Origin of the sequence: Bacillus suaedaesalsae, from assembly GCF_016890225.1 — a bacterium.
Taxonomy (GTDB): domain Bacteria; phylum Bacillota; class Bacilli; order Bacillales; family SA4; genus Bacillus_BS; species Bacillus_BS suaedaesalsae.
The window spans coordinates 64,535-82,674 of sequence record NZ_JAFELM010000044.1; the positions used below are offsets into that span (position 1 = coordinate 64,535).

Below are 18,140 nucleotides of genomic sequence, written 5' to 3' on the forward strand. Positions count from 1 at the left end.
CGTTTTTCCTCCTTACTATCTACCTTGTACAAGCTGTTGCAAGGCAAGCTTTATGTATTGATCTGTAGACATATTTTCTTTTTCTAGTATAGGAGTAATTTTCTTAATTTCACGCTCTGCATATCCTAATACCTTTAAAGCTTCAATTGCTTCTTCAAGTTCTTTCATAGTAGAAGTAACTAGTTCATGGTCTGGATTAATGACATTACCTTGAACTAATCCAGTATCAACTAAGTCTGCTAATTTCCCTTTTAAATCAAGGATAATTTGTCTTGCTGTTTTCTTCCCTACACCAGGAAACTTCACTAAAAAGGATTCATTTTCATCCTCAATGGCACCTACAACCTGCTCAGGGCGTCCAAATGCTAAGATCGCCATAGCTCCCTTTGGTCCAATTCCGGTTACATTGAGAAGCTTCATGAACAAACTACGTTCCTTTCTAGATGCAAAACCATAAAGCGCTAAAACATCTTCACGAACGTGCTGGTATGTATAAACCGTTACTTCGTTTTCTTGACTTACATTATATATGTAAGGATTCGGGGTATGAATTAAATAACCTAAACCATGATGATCAATAACAATATATTCTGGGTTAACGTCTGCGACAGTTCCTCTTACAAATTCAATCACTTTGTACTCTCTCCCTTATCATGCTGTAATCCATTTTAGCATAAAAAAAACAAACTCGTTAGCAGTGCTTAACACGATCATTTACATACCGTTAAAAAGATTAATTTAATATAAAAAAACTCATTCTCCTAAACTTGATTCCCGTACTTGTACTAGAGGTGTTGAGCTTTTTGATAGAAGCTTCCTAACCGAACACATATGTAATAAACCATTCAGTTCTGAAATCAACCTATTTTTTACTTATTTCATGATGATTAGACGATTCTTGTTTAATTTTACTTAGTGCTAGCTTTAATTCAGAGTTATTATAACTCATTATTGAATCTCAACCGGTCATTTTATCGGCGATAAGTAATTTTTTCAAATGATGTTAGACTAATTCGGCGAAAATTAATACTTTTTCGGCGATATCCTCTTATTATTCGGCGAAAATCCGAATCTTTTCGGCGATTTTATCTGTATAACGACGCTATTCATTTTATTTCCAACAACTTAACCTTATTTCGGCGACCTACGCTCCACTTTCAAAAATAAAAAAACGAACCCACAGGCTCGTTTTCCTTAGTTTTTTTGAGAGGTTACAGAGAAAGGTTTGAATACTTCGAGCACCTCAACGTATTTATCTTTAGATTGAATCGGAATACCTTTTCTCAGTTCCTCATGCTGATGACTTTCAAGTTTTTTTACATCGATTTGAAAAAAGGATTGGATAACTTTGTCTGTTGCTGGTTTACCATTAAAAATAGTTAATACACCATTTTCTGTAATCCCAAAATATCCATTTGCTTTTAACAATGGAGAAATATCATCTATGTTTTTTTGAAATACCATTTGTTCTTCATCTTGATCTATTAATTGCCATGAGGAATATTCTGCCCAAAAATCCTCCATCGATTGTATGGATACTTCCTTAATTTCCTCACTCACTTCACCGTCTAAGTATATTCGTTCTAGTATAAGTGTCACATTTAAAGGACTCGTCACTTCATATGCATCAGTATGATCTTGGGCATTACTTTTCAATGACGACAATACAATATCTTCATCAGCTTGAGTAGCATCAAAACCAGATAGGTACATACATGCACTTACTACAACTAAAACTTTTAAAATAGAGTAAGTAATCTTCATGAAACAACACCTCTTTTTGAAGTAAATTATTCTTACTTCCATTTACTTTCTTTAACAATAAATTAGTCTACCCATCATTAGAAGTTTTATCCAGTATAATTTTACACAAAAATAAGGTAGGCTACCTGCGCCTACCTCACTGTTTTAACGAATGGCATCATTTACATCATTTCTAAGTTCACGGAACATATCACGCACATCGGCATCAAGGTTATCTGTTGGGCCACCATCACGCAATTCATTATCAATGTTACGTGCACGTGTAAAGATGTTTTCGTCAGTGACAACACGGACGTCTTTACCTTTTGTTAATTCACGAACTGCATTTTTTACTTGTGTTTCAACTTGACGATTGTTGCGATCGTTTGTATCAACAGCTACAAGAATCTCATCACCATTGACAATTGTTCGAACATCGTCCACATTATTAACCTTTTCCACGCGATTCGAAATTTGCTCTGCTAATCCGCCGTTATAATTATTTGTATATGAAGAACGAGCATTATTATCTCGTCCAGCCATTTGTCCGTGATAATTATAATCCCCTCGTGAGAAATGGTGGTTATTCGGTAGTGTTGTGTTATCTCTTGTGTTTACATTTCTACCAGTCGTACCATAATTTGTACCAGTACCGCGGTTGTTTCCATTGGCACTGTTGTCAATTACACCGTCATCACGAGTTCCGATGTTATTTCGAACATCACGACCAAATATACCATTGTTTCGGTTATTACCGTTGTTACCATTAGTACCGTTATCGCGATTTCCTGTGTTATTTCCTACACCACGACCAAATGTGCCATTGTTATTTCCGTTGTTACGGTCTAACATTTCTGTAATTGGACCATCATTATCTCTTTCAGGCAGTATGGCATTACCATTGTCATTACCATATGATCTGCCATATGAGCGATTTACATTTTCATCTGAGTAGTATCCGATTGGACGAACAGTGTCATTATTACGGTTCCCCATTGCTCCTTCATCTGTACCATTATTACATGCAGTTAAACCACTTAGTAAAAAGGCAGTTGAAAGAGTGTACAATACTTTTTTATTCAATGTAAATACCCCCCTGATTTCATGATGATCTTGAGTGATAAACACTCTTTACTATCATGGCAATAAAGGGGCTCTTTTACACTGTTATATATATGCAGTGTTAGTTAAGTTGTGGTCATCTAAACAATACGTATATAAATAGCATGAATATGAAAAATACCACAATACTAAAGATTGTGGTATCTCATCATTTTGTTACATTATAAATTGAAATCGTCGTCGTCATCAAAGTCTGGCATACCTAATGGTCCTTGCATCGGATAACCTTGCATTCCAAGCCCTGGTTGTGTGGCTCCTCCTGGATATCCTGGCGCAAAGCCTGGTTGTAATGGCTGTTGGCTAGGTAAAGGTTGCCCTTGAAAACCTGGTCCTCCCCATGGTTGAACTCCTTGTGCAGGTGCGAATCCTTGTGGCACACCCATATATGGCATTCCAGCCTGAGGGTAGCCTTGTGGCATAAATCCTGGTTGCATCCCTGCTTGTGGATATCCTGGAGGCATGTATTGCTGTGGCATTCCAGGTCCACCAAAGTTTGGCATTCCTAGATCATCATCTAAATCTGGAACTGCTGGCATTTGTGGCATAGCTGGCATACCGTAACCAGGTGCTCCACCATACAAAGGATATTGTGGTGCAGGTGCATAACCAGGTTGCCCTATCCCAAAGCCTGGTTGTGGATCAAAAGGTGCACCGTAAGGCATTGGAGTTCCCCCACAACCACAATCATTTCCACCAGCCATAGGCAGTTGTTGTTGGAATGGATTCATTCCACCCATTGGCATTTGTTGTGGTAATGAACTCATACCTCCCATTGGCAGTTGTTGTGGTAGTGGACTCATACCTCCCATTGGCAGTTGTTGTGGTAGTGGACTCATACCTCCCATTGGCAGTTGTTGTGGTAGTGGACTAGCTCCAGGGTAGGGTGGCATTTCTGGCATATCATCTAGTTCATCGTCTCCTAATGGGCTTACCATTGTTGGATAGCCAGGTTGCGGCATGAATCCTTGTTGTGGTTGCATGAATCCTGGTTGCGGCTGCATTGGTGCAGGTCCGAATGGATTAAAGTTAAACCCATATCCAGGGTTAATACCTGTAACAGGCATACACTCATCACCTGCAATAGGTGATATTGGTGCTACTGGTGCTTGTGTAGATTGTGGAGATACTTGTGGTACCTTTGGTACTTTAGGTGCTTTTGGAACGTCCACCGCTGGAGAAACGGCTGTTGGTTGCTTTGCAGGTGCACCTTTTAAAAAGTTAGCATCAACATTTAAGTAATAATTATTAATATCCATTTCAAACTGAGGTAATTGCGGTAATTTTGGAGCATAAGGTAATTTTGGAGCTATTGGTGCCTTTGGCACATCCTGGACTCCCTCTACAACTGGTAGTGGTTCTGGAGATAAATCTACGAAAGGTTCTTCTACTTCTTGAATTGGTGCTACTGGAGCTTCTTTAACTGGCTGAATTGGAGCTACCGGAGCTTCTTTTACTGGCTGAATTGGAGCTACCGGTGCTTCCTTTATTGGCTGTACTGGTGCCTCTTTTACTGGAGATACCTTTTCTTTAACTGGTTTTTCTTTCACTAATTGACTTGGTGAGAAAGGTGCTTCTTTTGCTTTTACTTGTACGCCTGTTGAAGGTACTTTCACTTTCATGCCTGGCATAATCATATCTGGATTGCTTAATTGTGAATTAAGCTGTTTAAGTTCTTCAAAATCCACTCCGTATTTTTGGGCGATTTTCCAGAGTGTATCACCTTTTTGAACAATATGGATCTTCACGAATATATCCCTCCCATGGCAAAATTCTTTACAGTCTATGCAACCACTAGGCTAATTGCCACTCTTCTTCACCACAACTTATGCGCTTTGGCTTAGATTTATTCCATGAGACAAGGATGCCAAGACTAATTTTGGCCATTAGAAAAAGCCAAGGATAACCTTGGCTCAATTTGCACGTTCAAGCATTCGATTTAAAGCTAATATTGCATTTTCTGCAATATCTTTTTCTACTGAAATGACGTTGATTGTTTCCCCTTTTTCCAATGTTTCTAATGAATAGAGAAGATGTGGTAAATCAATACGATTCATCGTTAAACACGGACACATATGCGGATTTAATGAAATAATTTCTTTATCCGGATGCTGAGCAATGATCCGTTTTACAAGATTCATTTCTGTACCAATTGCCCACTTCGTCCCTGTTTCGGCTTTACTAATTGTATCAATAATATATTTTGTTGAACCTGCATAATCAGATAAAGCGACCACTTCTCTGCTGCACTCCGGATGAACAATAATATTCATGTCAGGATACTCTACCCTTACTTGTTCAATATTATGAATTGTAAAGTTTTCATGAACAGAGCAATGTCCTTTCCACAAAATAACCTTAATATTGGAAATATCTCCTTCATACTCAAGCTCATCAGTGATAGGATTCCATACTGCCATATCTGATAAAGAAATTCCTAAATCAAAAGCTGTATTTCTACCAAGGTGTTGGTCTGGTAAAAATAATATTCTTTCTTTTTGTGTAAATGCCCATTCAACCATACCCATCGCATTTGAGGACGTAACAGTTGCTCCACCGTTCTTACCACAAAAAGCTTTAATTGCTGCAGTTGAATTAACATATGTTAATGGCAAAATAGTATCACCAAACAACAATTGCAACTTTGACCAAGCTCTTTCAGTCTGATGAATGTCTGCCATATCCGCCATCGAACATCCCGCTCTCATATCTGGCAAAATAACTTTTTGATGATCCTGCGTTAAAATATCAGCAGTTTCCGCCATGAAATGGACGCCACAAAATACGATAAACTCTGCCTTCGTATTAGCAGCGGACTGCTGTGCTAATTGGAGAGAGTCACCTGTCGTATCAGCAAATTGGATGACTTCATCCTTTTGATAATGATGGCCAGGAATATACAATCTATCTCCAAACTTTTCTTTTATTTCACGAACTCTCTGTTCCATTTCTGAATCGGTCATGTTTTTATATGAATCAGGTAATTGAAAAGCCGGTGTCTTCAATGCCTCTAATATATTCATTCTGTTTCCTCCGTTCTTTTCCAGCCTGTAACAAAGCTAATATCTAAAGCTTTATATGAGTGTGTAAGCATACCAAGTGAAATAAAATCCACACCAGTTTTCCCATATTCACGTAACTGTTCAATCGTAATTCCGCCAGATGCTTCCGTTACAATATGCTTAGGCACAAGTTTAACAAACTCACTTACTTCACTAGGTGTACGATTATCAAACATTATGACATCAGCACCCACTTCTATTGCTTCGAGAACCTCTTCCTTTGTTTCTGTCTCGACTTCAATTTTAACCATATGTCCAACCTTCTCTTTAACAGCCTTTACTGCATTTGTAATTCCACCGCTAAATGAAATATGGTTATCTTTAATCATTACACCGTCATAAAGACCATAGCGATGATTACTTCCTCCTCCACACGTAACCGCATATTTTTCAAACATTCTTAATCCTGGAGTTGTTTTCCTCGTATCACAAATCTTTGTGTGATTACTATCTAAAGCCATAACAGCGCTATACGTTAAAGTAGCAATTCCACTCATACGTTGAAGAAGATTTAGGATGATTCTTTCTGCCATTAATAAGTAAACAATAGGACCTTGTACGGTTGCAATTACATCACCAGGATGTAAAACTTCACCATCACGCTTGTGTAGTGTCACTTCAATGTTGGAATCAAAAAGATGTAAGCACTCTTTAATAACCTCCACCCCTGCAAGTACACCGCTTTCCTTTGCAATGATACTTCCTTCACCATTTTCTGTTTCTGGAAATATGGCTGTTGAGGTAACATCTCTTTCTCCTATATCCTCTAATAAAAATTGTTGTAAATTCTCTCGAAGTTTAATTTTATTCATTGTTTCCCCCTATGAAAGTACGACTTCATATCTATTGCGAACAATTACTTTTTTAATCCATTCTTTCTTTTGGATTGGAATATCCTCTCGATAATGCCCTCCGCGACTTTCTTCTCTTCTTAATGCAGAGCTAGCAATTAACCATCCAGTTGTAATCATATTCATCCTACTAATCGATTCCTTTGACCAACTTGAATTGATCTTATAATGAACATGTGGCTCAAATTGCCTGATTAATTCTTCTAAACCCTCTCGATTCCTAACAATCCCAACATGTTTCATCATCAGCTTTTGTATATCCTGTTTACTAAAAAACTCAACATAGTTAGGAGCTTGTTCTACGTTCAATTTGTCATGGTTTTTATTTATCCTCGGTTTATTTCCATCCAAAATGGAATCGGCTAATCGATTTGCAAATACGATACCCTCAAGTAGAGAATTACTTGCTAGACGATTAGCGCCGTGAACTCTTGTACATGCTACTTCTCCAACAGCATACAAGCCTGGAATGTTCGTTTCGCTCATTTCATTCACTTTAATTCCACCCATCATAAAATGGGCACCCGGAACAACTGGAAGTTTTCCTTCTTCTATAGAAATACCATTTTCCGAACATAGTTTTGATATCGTTGGAAAACGTTCTTTAAAGTTTTGAATCATTGAAATATCGAGAAATACATCTTTACCATTCTTTAACTCATTATAAATTGCTCTCGACACTATATCTCTCGGAGCTAAATCCAAAAGTGGATGTATTCCTTCCATAATGGGTAAACCATTTCCCAAGCGTAAAACGGCTCCTTCCCCTCGAACCGCTTCAGATACTAAACCTACTGCCAGGCCATTAGATTTAAGCAGGGTCGGATGGAATTGAACAAACTCCATATCTAGTAACTCAGCCCCAGCACGGAATGCCATTGCATATCCGTCACCAATGACACTAGAATCATTGGACGTATATTCATAAATGGCACCACATCCTCCTGTCGCAAGGATCACGTAATCTGCGTTGTATGTTACAAGATTGTTATCTTCATCTAATGCATTCACTCCACGACAAAGTCCGTCATCCATTATTAAATCTATCGCCATGTGATGTTCAATAATACTGCAATTCTCTTTTAATCGCCCAAGCAAAAAGGAAATTAGTGCTTCTCCAGTTGCATCTCCACCAGCATGCAATATTCTTCTGTATGAGTGTGCCCCTTCATGCCCTAATAAAAGATTGCCTGTATTGTCTCTATCAAATTTCATTCCGCATTTAATCATTTCGTTTATATAGAGAGGTCCATTTCGAACTAACTGCCTAACTGCATCTTCTTCATTATGGTTACACCCTGCTACCAACGTATCTTGATAATGTGAAAACCAGCTATCTTCTTGATCAACCGATGAAGCAACCCCACCTTGAGCAAGCATTGAATTACTATGACGTTTATTTGACTTTGTGAAAATAATCACATTCTTATCCATGCATAATCGACTTGCTGCTACTAACGCTGCTAAACCACTTCCGATAATAACAACATCTGACTTGGGCATATATAATGCCTCCCATTTCCGCAAAAGTATTTACTACTGTCTTGACACTTATATTTACATATATTTAAACTGATGACAAGAGTTTTTTATGATACAGTTAAAGAAAGGCACTATCCGTAAACGTTCTCGCTATTTGCCTAATTAAAATTACATATTAGTAACCAATCGTTTGCGATAGTTATTACTTTGAAGAGAAGATGCCCAGAAACCATACTGATTACGTGTTAATGGATTGTTCGGATAATAACAATCTATGTGAAAACAGTCTAAAGAAAAAGGGAATGAATGAACATGATTTATATGGACTATGCAGCGACCACTCCAATTCGTGAAGAAGCGCTTAACGCTTTTATAGATGCCTCGAAGAACTATTATGGAAATCCTAGTAGCTTACATGATATTGGTTCAAAAGCTTCTACGTTACTTGAAACATGTAGAATTGAGCTTGCTAAACTTATTGGTGGACAAGAGGAAGGGATCTTTTTTACAAGTGGAGGATCTGAATCAAATATATTAGCCATTCGATCTTTATTAAAAGGAACAAACAAACAGGGAAAACATTTAATTACCACACAAATTGAACATTCGTCAGTGTTGAATTTATTTAAACAGCTTGAAGATGAAGGATATACCGTTACTTATTTAGGTGTAGATTCTTACGGACAAATTGACTTACAAGAGCTTAAGGAATCAATTACTGTAGAGACAGTGTTAGCTTCAATTCATCACGCAAATTCTGAAATAGGTACGATTCAACCTATTGAAGAGGTTGGATCAATTTTAAAAGAACACAATGTACTTTTTCACACCGATACGGTTCAAACCTTTGGAAAAATTCCAGTACATGTACTCGATAGCCACATTGATAGTCTCTCGATTTCAAGTCATAAAATCTATGGACCTAAAGGTGTGGGAGCATGCTATATAAATCCTACAATAAAATGGACTCCATATTTTGACTATACTTCTCATGAAAAGGGATTTCGACCAGGAACTGTAAATGTACCAGGCATTGTCAGCTTCTTATATGCTGCGCAGCTAATTCATCAAGAAATGGATGTGAATGATAAAAGATTATCGCAACTACGCACTACACTTCTAAATGGAATCGAAGAAAAAGCATTACCGATACATATTGAAGGTCATCCTACTAATGTATTGTCTAATATTATAGGGGCTATTGTTAAAGGGATTGAGGGTCAATTAACGATGTTAGAGTGTAATCGAAGAAATATCGCAATTTCAACTGGAAGTGCATGTTCTGTAGGAAAGCAAGCGCCTTCTAAAACGATGATTGCTACCGGGAAGGATCCACAAACAGCGAAACAATTTATTCGCCTTTCAATAGGTAGGCATACAACAGAAACAGATATTGCAAAGGTATTAGAAGTATTAGATGAGATTACATCAAAGTAAGAAGGAAGGAAAATATAGGTGAAAAGAATATCTGGTGATGAAAGAAGGAATCATTTAGTGTCATGGTTAAAGACTGCAACGGCTCCTATGACGGGAAGTGAACTTGCTGAAAGGGCTGGTGTAAGTAGGCAAGTCATAGTACAGGACATTTCTCTATTAAAAGCAAAAAATGAACCGGTTATTGCTACGTCAGAAGGGTATATATTTCTTCACTCGACGAAAAATGATACGCTATTTGAAAAGGTCATTGTTTGCAGCCACACTCCTGAACAAACAAAGCTTGAACTTTTTGCCATTGTAGACCACGGAGTTACAGTTAAGGATGTAAAAATTGAACATCCCATATACGGTGACCTGTCTGCATCAGTAATGGTTAGTAACAGAAATGAAGTAGAGTATTTTTTAAATAAAGTAGCCGATACGAATGCCCCACTTCTATCACAATTAACAGAAGGTATTCACTTACATACATTACAGGCAGATTCATTAGATAAAATTGAAGGTGCGTGTCATATGTTAGAACAAATCGGAATACTCGTAAAGGCATAAAAAAATCGAGGTGTGTACTTGTACTATCAAATACACACCTCGATTTTTTATTTTGGATGTTTACGGATTGATTGTTGTTTTTTGAACAAGTCTAGAACACATTAATTTATATGATTCCGAGTCAACTTTTCGAAAAATGCCATTATTTTTGAATGATCGGATAACTTCCTAAGCAAACTACGCCACATCCTAGAGCCTCTAGCTCATGAATTGCACTCGTAATTAAGATGGATTCTATCGTTCCTTCTAAATCAATAATAAACAAGTATCGTCCTAGTCCCGTTTTCATGGGACGAGATTCTATTTTAGATAAGTTAATTTTTCTCCAAGCAAAGGCAGATAATACTTGATGGAGGGCACCTGCTTGATCTGAAGGTAAAGTTACAATGAGTGTTGTTTTTGTACTTACCTCCTTTGAAATACTTAGCTCTTGCTCTCTTCCCTTTTTACAGACTACGATAAACCTCGTATGATTAATTTCATAATCATGGATGTTTTGATCAACCACCGTTAAATGGTATTCCTCTGCTGCCAATTCATTTGCGATGGCTGCAATTGGTATCTCGGGATTGTTTGCTACAAATTGAGCTGCGCCACTTGTAGATAGAGATTGTATTTGATCTACTGAAGGATAATGGTTATACAAAAACTTCCGACACTGCGCAAGAGCATGTGGGTGAGAATATATAGACTTAATTTCATTGCTTTCATTGTTTGGATGAATCATTAAATGCTGCTGTATGGGAACAATGATCTCTGCTACAATCGGCAGGGATTGTTCGTGGATTAAATAATCAAGTGTAATGGTTACTGAGCCCTCAATTGTATTTTCTAATGGCACTACTCCAAAATCGACTTCTTCATTTTTGACTGCATCAAGACAATCAAAGATCGATTCAAATGCAATTCTTTTATTATGTATAAATACCCTTTTTACCGCTTGCTCTGTAAAAGAAGATTTTGGACCTAAATAACCGACAGTATTCAAGTTTCTCCCCTACCTTTAACACTTTATAGTAATAAAGTTATCAAATTCAACAAAAGGCTGTCATCATGACAGCCTCTTTTATTAAGATGGTTTCACATCGATTGTTTTTTCGAACAATCTAGAAAACGTATTTAGTAATGTTTCAGGTCATCTTTTCTTCAAAGTGAATGAAAAGTGAATAAAGAGTACACAAACATTGAAGTCAAGATGTTTCCGAAAAGAGCCTTTATTAATCAACAAATTCAAATTCAAATTCTAATAGCCTGATCGTATCTCCATCTTTTGCTCCACGTTCACGTAACTCATCATCAACACCCATTGTACGTAATTGTCTTGCAAAACGCTTAATGGATTCATCCCTAGAAAAGTCAGTCATCTTAAAGAGCTTTTCAATCTCCTCACCAGAAAGTACATACGCACCATCATCATCTCGAGAGATGAAGAATTTACGAGGATCTGCTTCGTGCTTATACATCACTCGATTATCTGCGATTTCAGTTTCCTCTGATAATAGTGGGAACTCCTCAGTATGTTCTAGAAGGTCTGCTACAGCAAATAATAGTTCTTTAATTCCTTTATTCGTTACAGAGGAAATCGGGAATATTTGAACATCCTCTGGAAGCTTTTCTTTAAATGCTTTTAAATTTTCTTCTGCTTCTGGCATGTCCATTTTATTGGCAGCAATGATTTGCGGACGTTCCGTTAGTCGCAGATTATATTCTTTTAACTCTTCGTTAATCGTTACATAATCCTCATAAGGATCGCGTCCTTCTGTACCGGCCATATCTATGACATGAACAATAACTCGAGTACGCTCAATATGACGAAGGAACTGATGTCCTAATCCAACACCTTGATGTGCTCCTTCAATAAGACCAGGTAAATCAGCCATAACGAAGCTTCGTGATTCATCTACAGCAACCACACCAAGATTTGGAACAATTGTTGTGAAATGATATTCCGCAATTTTAGGTTTTGCTGCTGATACTACTGATAGTAGCGTTGATTTTCCGACACTTGGGAATCCAACAAGACCAACATCAGCTAATACTTTTAATTCTAAGATTACATTTCGCTCTTGACCTGGCTCGCCATTTTCTGCAATTTCAGGAGCAGGGTTGGTTGGTGAAGCAAAACGGGAATTCCCTCTACCACCACGACCGCCTTTTGCAATGACTGCTCGTTGACCATGTTGTACTAGGTCTGCAATGACATTATTAGTTGCCTCATCAATAACAACTGTACCAGGAGGAACTTTTACAACCATAGGTTCAGCATTTTTACCATGCTGATTTTTAGACATACCGTGTTCTCCGCGGTTTGCTTTAAAGTGCTTTTTAAAGCGAAAATCCATTAGAGTACGAAGTCCTTCTTCTACTTGGAAGATAACGTCAGCACCTTTACCTCCGTCACCGCCTGCAGGACCACCCATAGGAATATATTTCTCTCGACGGTATGCTACAATTCCATTGCCACCGTCGCCGCCTTTAACATAAATCTTGACCTGATCGACAAACATACAAACACCACACTTTATACAATTTTATTGCTTATTATTTCTCGCTTTGTATCAATAATTCAAATGATAATTCTTTTTCACTTACTGAAAACTCAGAAGAGACAGGTATATTATTGGAGACTTGAGACTGTAACCAGTCATGCAATCTCTGACTATCCGTTATTGTGCCACTAAAATCAAAAAAGAAACGAACATCTGAGTCCTCTGTATGAATGGATAAGCTTAAATGATTTTCGCCCGCATTCAATACCGATTCATTTAATAGTGTAAAGAAAGTATCACACCATGTAACCATTTCATCATCATAGCTTGAAAGATTCACTGTGTTTCCTAACACTTCAAATTCTAGAGAGAAATTATGACATTCCCAATTGTAAGTCATTAAAAAACCTGCAAGCTTGTCCAGTTGTAGGTTCGTTAATTTTGCTTCATTTTGAGTTTCCATGACAATTTCCTCTATAATATCCTTTACACGATCAATTCGATTTAAATCAATGTTTGCTTTTATTAATTGAAGTTTATTTAACCAATCATGGCGAGAGTGACGCAAAACATCAACTACATTCCATTCTTTCATGGTCACACTCCTAACTTAGGCATTGCCACATTTTTCAAATTCCGATTATGTAATGTGATCATTATAACATCATTAGTCTACTATACCATACTGTCACTTTGATGAGTAAACAGTTTTTTCCAAATCTCGGAAAGGACGATACAACAGTGGATGCTGGTTTTGAGTCAACCTACTCCATCACACCGTCTGTATCTATGTCTAACAATAAAATAAAGCTCTAGCCTAAACAGGCTAGAGCTTTATCGTTTCACCTTATGCTTCTTGTGCAGTAGGATAAACACTTACTTGCTTACGGTCACGGCCAAGACGTTCGAACTTAACCACTCCATCAACTTTTGCAAAAAGTGTATCGTCTCCACCAATACCAACGTTTACACCTGGATAAATCTTAGTTCCACGTTGACGGTAAAGAATTGAACCACCTGATACATGTTGTCCGTCAGCACGCTTAGCACCAAGACGCTTTGAACGAGAGTCACGTCCGTTCTTAGTAGAACCTACTCCCTTTTTAGATGCGAATAACTGAAGGTCTAATCTTAACATTCATTCCACCTCCTATATAGTAGGAATTAATACTCTATTTCTTTTTCAAGAATATCTACATATTCCGAATAGTCTGTTTCAATTGTTCGAAATGATACAAGCATACTTTCCAGTAATAATTGGACTTTACTCAATATTGACTCATCCAGTGAGGATGGAATACTAATATCTAGAAAACCACTATCCTGAACAACAGGCAATTCTACACCACATAATACTTCAATAGCATTAATAGATCCAATTGCAACCGCTGATACACCTGCACAAACAATATCTTTTCCCGGTACATCATATTCAGCATGACCTGACATCGTAATGTTTTCAATCAAGCCTTTATCAGTTCGGGTGATGTCAATGTAAATCATAATCTTATGCGTTGATAGCTTCGATTACAACTTTAGTGTAAGGTTGACGGTGACCTTGCTTTTTACGGTTGTTTTTCTTAGCCTTGTATTTGAAGACAATTAGCTTCTTTCCACGACCTTGCTTTTCAACCTTACCAGTTACAGTAGCTCCTGCAACTAATGGGCTACCAACCTTAACGTTGTCTCCACCTACGAAAAGAACTTTGTCAAAAGTTACAGTTTCGCCTTCAGTAGCGTTTACCTTTTCAATGTAAACCGCTTGACCTGCTTCAACTTTAATTTGCTTACCACCAGTTTCGATAATTGCGTACATATTTTGCACCTCCTCATATAAGTTAAGACTCGCCATCACAGGTTTATGTAGGTTATTTGGGTAAACCATCTAACTAGCATAATTACGAATACCTGATCTGTGCGGTTGTAGCAATGGTGCGCTACAAGTCCAACATAAAAATGTTAACATATCATATTATGATAGTCAACCAGAATTCATTCGTTCTTCTATTTCTTTTAGTGAACCGATATGTCGAATATAGTAATTAGGTTTAACATCTTTCATTTCAGAAACATACAGCTTTACACGAAGGGCATTTTCGAGTAAGTCAAACATTTGTGTTTCATTCATAAGTTCCACTAAATGAAATGTAGCCTCAATCCAAATTACTTCTGCATCATTACCTCTTAGTTCCATCAGTTCACGTTCGAGCTTGTACATAAGTGAGTTTTTTGATTGAACATATCCATTTCCACATGTTATACATTGCTCTGTTTGTTGATGCACTATATTTTCTCGAACTCGTTTTCTTGTCATTTCTAGTATTCCTAATTGTGTAAAACCATAGACGACCGTACGTGTACGATCTTTCTTTAAGTGCTCTGAAAAGACTCGTATTAGCTTTGCTTTATCTTCGGCTGACTTCATATCAATTAAATCAATTAAAATCATACCGCCAATGTCACGAAGACGAAGCTGTCTGGCGATTTCAACTACAGCCTGTTCATTTGTTTTGAAAACAGTGTCCTTTAAGTTGGTCTTTCCTGTAAACTTACCTGTATTCACGTCAATAACAGTCATCGCTTCTGTATGTTCAATAATTAAATAGGAGCCATTAGAAAGCCATACAATTTTTTTGGATAACCGGTCGACTTCTGTTTCTAATGAATAGTGAGTAAATATATTCTCCTTGCCATCGTAGTATTGAACACTCAAATTCGGATACGCATGCTTTATTCGTTGAAAATCGTGACTCGTGTCAACGATTACTTCGTGGATCGTTTCAGTGCCTATAGACTTTAGATATCTTTCAGATAGATGATCAGAAGCATGTAAAAGGGCAGGTGCTTTTGTATGCTTTTGTTTTTCCTGTATTTCGTTGTATACATTTCGTAGCTTGTCCAATTCTTTCTGTATCTCTTCAACTGAACAATTTTCAGTTGACGTTCTGGCGACAACCCCTTCAGGACTTCTTAACATATCATTAAAAAGATTTCTCCAAAAGCTCCTTGTTTCTTCATTTTTCATTTTCTTAGAAATCGCTACATAGTTACCGTTTGGCACATAAATGATCGAGTGGCCACCTACTTCAATTACGTTGGTTAGCTTTGGTCCCTTTGTTCCAACACTATTTTTCTCAACCTGAACGAGAAGTGACTCACCTTCACGTACAAACTCACTTATATTTTTCTCTCTTTTTGTTTCCAGAGTGTTTGTATGATACGTGATGAGTTGGTCCCGGTGAAGAAACCCATTCTTCTCAAGTCCAATATCAACAAATGCTGCCTGCATGCCTGGCAGTACTTTCGTCACTCTTCCTATATAAATATTGCCGGTTAAATCCTCTGAGGCAGGATGGCTAAAATAAAATTCAGCCGCCTTAGCATCTTCTAAGACGGCGATTCTTTTTTCGGTTGTTAGTAAATTCATGATTACTCTTCTATTCAACGTCAATCACCACTTATTTCTACAGTCATTAGTATCACTTTACTGGTTTCATGACGCCTAAGTCAATATTCATGTATTAAGTCCTTCATCCTTGAAGAAGTAAGCTTCTCGGCAAAGTACGCGTGTAATAATTCATTTTCATCAAGCTCAAACCGTTTCTTATTATTTTCAACAATAACAATTGGATGTTTATACCCACGATAAAATTTACTTAATACTTCCATAATTTCATCAGCCTCTCTCACAAAAATCGGCTTCAACTTTGTAATGTTTCGATTATTTCCGTAATAACGTTCTAATAAAAATCGGACATACACAAAGTTACTTTGCTTCCACTCGTGATATAGGGAAATGACTAAGAAGATGAATATTACCCAAAGATTCAGCTGTAAGGGTTCCATGGTAAATGTGACAACAGCAAATAAGCTAAGTAAGACAGCAGATGTGAAGATCGATAAGCGATGAGCTTTTGAAAACGACATGTAATAAGAAAAAAGTAAAAACAATAGCTTGCCTCCGTCTAAAGGCCAGATCGGCAGGAGATTAAACAGTAAAATGACAAGATTATGATAAACAAACAGCTCATAATACGTCGTAGATATAAAATTCATTTCATGCAAGAAAAAACCAAGTCCAAGCATCCAAATATGTTGCAGAGGACCAGCTAATATGACAAGTAACTCTTCTTTTAACGGCCGATTCCCATGCTCATCTAACTCCACTACTCCCCCAAAAGGAAGCAATTGAATTTTCTTTATCCTAAACCGAAAAAAAAGGGCCATACTTGCATGACCCAATTCATGACATAACACAATAAAAAATACAATGAGTAGTTCTTTGAAATGGGCAGTTATGATACTAATTCCGATTATGACCCAAAATAATGGATGGATAGAAAACTTTTGTATTAATCCCATTAGCGCATTACTCAAAGTCAATCACCTGGATTGGATCGATAAAGCTATCCCCCTTTTTAATGGCAAAATAGAACGTTCCATTTACTCCATTATCATTGGTTGTTGCTGTACCTATTTTTGTTTTTTGTTCGACAAAGTCATATAATTTCACATCTGACGTTTCGAGGTTTCCATACCATGATTCTGATTTATCGCTATGCTGAACCACAACCGTAATACCTTCAATTTCATCTTTTTGTCCAATAAACGTGATCATTCCCTCATTTATTGCCGTCACAGTAGAATTTGTCCCCGTCTCAACCATGATTCCTTGTCCGTTTTTCTCAAATCCCTCTAGTATTCTACCAGATGCCGGAACTGCATAATTTCCAACAGGAACTTCTTCTTTTTTTGTATCCTGTGACTTTGTTGGTAATAAGGAAAGAGGCTTTCCAAATTGATCCTCATACCAAGATGTCACAGCAGCAAACTGAAATTCGCTTTCCATCGTTTTTGAAACAAAATCACGTGCTGGTTCGAATCGGGCAGAACCATCTTTATACATGATTGCGACAACTAGTAATACACAGGCGGAGGCTAACACCTTAAACATAAACCATTCTTTATTAAACAAAGGATGTGTGGTTTCGCCTCCTCCTTCATATGAATCGAAAGGAGACACTCCGTACTTTTCCTCATCACTTGCAATATAAGTTGAGACTGGTCTTGGCCTCTTATGTGAGGAAAGCTGCCCGCGTTCCTTTTTCCGCATTGCAATACGCTTCCGAATATCTTCCGCACGTTTACTCATTTTCATCATCCCTTAAAGTAGAGTTTGTACATCTTATGACTTGTCCGGGGTATATATGCTAGAAACTAGCGGAATGATGGTTTATTTTTATTATAAGGTTGTGTTAATTATAGGGACTGGAGTGGAAGATTCTCGACTCCTCGAGGTAACCAAACATGATTGTTGCAATTAATGCTGTATGTCATACTGAAAACTTTGGATTTGGGAAGTCATTTGCATCAAATCAAAAAAACTATCCAACTCTGTGGATAGCTTT

18 protein-coding genes and 1 other annotated feature are annotated in these 18,140 nt (G+C 37.4%); of the genes, 2 read left to right on the forward strand and 16 right to left on the reverse strand.

Annotation, left to right across the window (positions count from 1 at the left end; translation table 11 throughout):
- Nucleotides 1–15: 15 nt before the first annotated feature.
- The 7 genes from ruvA to nadB form a co-directional block, all read right to left on the reverse strand.
- Nucleotides 16–633 (reverse strand): Holliday junction branch migration protein RuvA, encoded by a 618-nt coding sequence (gene ruvA / locus JR050_RS18850; protein WP_204205211.1) that lies wholly within the window; start codon nt 631–633, stop codon nt 16–18.
- 561 nt (nt 634–1,194) lie between these two features.
- On the reverse strand, nt 1,195–1,764 hold the full coding sequence (locus tag JR050_RS18855; RefSeq protein WP_239454481.1) for an intercompartmental signaling factor BofC: 570 nt from the start codon (nt 1,762–1,764) through the stop codon (nt 1,195–1,197).
- Nucleotides 1,765–1,908: 144 nt separating this feature from the next.
- Complete coding sequence (locus JR050_RS18860; protein ID WP_204205212.1) at nt 1,909–2,826, reverse strand: YhcN/YlaJ family sporulation lipoprotein; 918 nt, start codon at nt 2,824–2,826, stop codon at nt 1,909–1,911.
- Nucleotides 2,827–3,026: 200 nt separating this feature from the next.
- Nucleotides 3,027–4,610 carry a SafA/ExsA family spore coat assembly protein gene (gene safA, locus JR050_RS18865; protein ID WP_204205213.1) on the reverse strand — a complete coding sequence of 528 codons (1,584 nt, stop codon included), beginning with the start codon at nt 4,608–4,610 and terminating at the stop codon, nt 3,027–3,029.
- Between the two features lie 165 nt (nt 4,611–4,775).
- Nucleotides 4,776–5,885, reverse strand: a complete 1,110-nt coding sequence (nadA, locus tag JR050_RS18870) for a quinolinate synthase NadA (protein WP_204205214.1) — start codon at nt 5,883–5,885, stop codon at nt 4,776–4,778.
- Complete coding sequence (gene nadC / locus JR050_RS18875; RefSeq protein WP_204205215.1) at nt 5,882–6,736, reverse strand: carboxylating nicotinate-nucleotide diphosphorylase; 855 nt, start codon at nt 6,734–6,736, stop codon at nt 5,882–5,884. The genes nadA and nadC overlap by 4 nt, the downstream gene beginning before the upstream one ends.
- A 9-nt stretch (nt 6,737–6,745) precedes the next feature.
- A complete protein-coding gene (gene nadB, locus JR050_RS18880; protein ID WP_204205216.1) occupies nt 6,746–8,278 on the reverse strand; it encodes an L-aspartate oxidase in 1,533 nt (510 codons plus the stop codon).
- A gap of 291 nt (nt 8,279–8,569) precedes the next feature.
- On the opposite strand from nadB, the gene JR050_RS18885 reads away from it, so the two are divergent.
- On the forward strand, nt 8,570–9,694 hold the full coding sequence (locus JR050_RS18885) for an IscS subfamily cysteine desulfurase (protein ID WP_204205279.1): 1,125 nt from the start codon (nt 8,570–8,572) through the stop codon (nt 9,692–9,694).
- 18 nt (nt 9,695–9,712) lie between these two features.
- On the forward strand, nt 9,713–10,243 hold the full coding sequence (locus JR050_RS18890) for a transcription repressor NadR (protein ID WP_346726781.1): 531 nt from the start codon (nt 9,713–9,715) through the stop codon (nt 10,241–10,243).
- A 142-nt stretch (nt 10,244–10,385) separates the two neighbouring features.
- Here the strand turns inward: JR050_RS18890 and pheA are convergent, their stop codons facing one another.
- From pheA to JR050_RS18935, 9 genes are all read right to left on the reverse strand, one after another.
- A complete protein-coding gene (gene pheA, locus JR050_RS18895) occupies nt 10,386–11,231 on the reverse strand; it encodes a prephenate dehydratase (protein ID WP_204205217.1) in 846 nt (281 codons plus the stop codon).
- Nucleotides 11,232–11,460: 229 nt separating this feature from the next.
- The gene (gene obgE / locus JR050_RS18900) at nt 11,461–12,750 is read right to left on the reverse strand and encodes a GTPase ObgE (RefSeq protein ID WP_204205218.1); all 1,290 of its coding nucleotides are present in this window, start codon (nt 12,748–12,750) and stop codon (nt 11,461–11,463) included.
- Nucleotides 12,751–12,784: 34 nt separating this feature from the next.
- Nucleotides 12,785–13,327, reverse strand: coding sequence for a sporulation initiation phosphotransferase B (locus JR050_RS18905; protein WP_204205219.1), 543 nt, complete (start codon nt 13,325–13,327; stop codon nt 12,785–12,787).
- A 252-nt stretch (nt 13,328–13,579) separates the two neighbouring features.
- Entirely contained in the window at nt 13,580–13,870 is a 291-nt protein-coding gene (gene rpmA, locus JR050_RS18910; protein ID WP_204205220.1) for a 50S ribosomal protein L27, read from the reverse strand.
- A gap of 26 nt (nt 13,871–13,896) precedes the next feature.
- Nucleotides 13,897–14,235, reverse strand: coding sequence for a ribosomal-processing cysteine protease Prp (locus JR050_RS18915; RefSeq protein WP_204205221.1), 339 nt, complete (start codon nt 14,233–14,235; stop codon nt 13,897–13,899).
- A gap of 4 nt (nt 14,236–14,239) precedes the next feature.
- Nucleotides 14,240–14,548 carry a 50S ribosomal protein L21 gene (gene rplU / locus JR050_RS18920; RefSeq protein WP_204205222.1) on the reverse strand — a complete coding sequence of 103 codons (309 nt, stop codon included), beginning with the start codon at nt 14,546–14,548 and terminating at the stop codon, nt 14,240–14,242.
- Nucleotides 14,549–14,563: 15 nt separating this feature from the next.
- Nucleotides 14,564–14,665 (reverse strand) — a sequence feature (ribosomal protein L21 leader region).
- Nucleotides 14,666–14,713: 48 nt separating this feature from the next.
- On the reverse strand, nt 14,714–16,159 hold the full coding sequence (locus JR050_RS18925) for an Rne/Rng family ribonuclease (RefSeq protein ID WP_204205223.1): 1,446 nt from the start codon (nt 16,157–16,159) through the stop codon (nt 14,714–14,716).
- Between the two features lie 80 nt (nt 16,160–16,239).
- Complete coding sequence (locus JR050_RS18930; protein WP_204205281.1) at nt 16,240–17,094, reverse strand: M50 family metallopeptidase; 855 nt, start codon at nt 17,092–17,094, stop codon at nt 16,240–16,242.
- Between the two features lie 7 nt (nt 17,095–17,101).
- Nucleotides 17,102–17,884 (reverse strand): M23 family metallopeptidase, encoded by a 783-nt coding sequence (locus tag JR050_RS18935; protein WP_283244096.1) that lies wholly within the window; start codon nt 17,882–17,884, stop codon nt 17,102–17,104.
- Between the last annotated feature and the right edge of the window lie 256 nt (nt 17,885–18,140).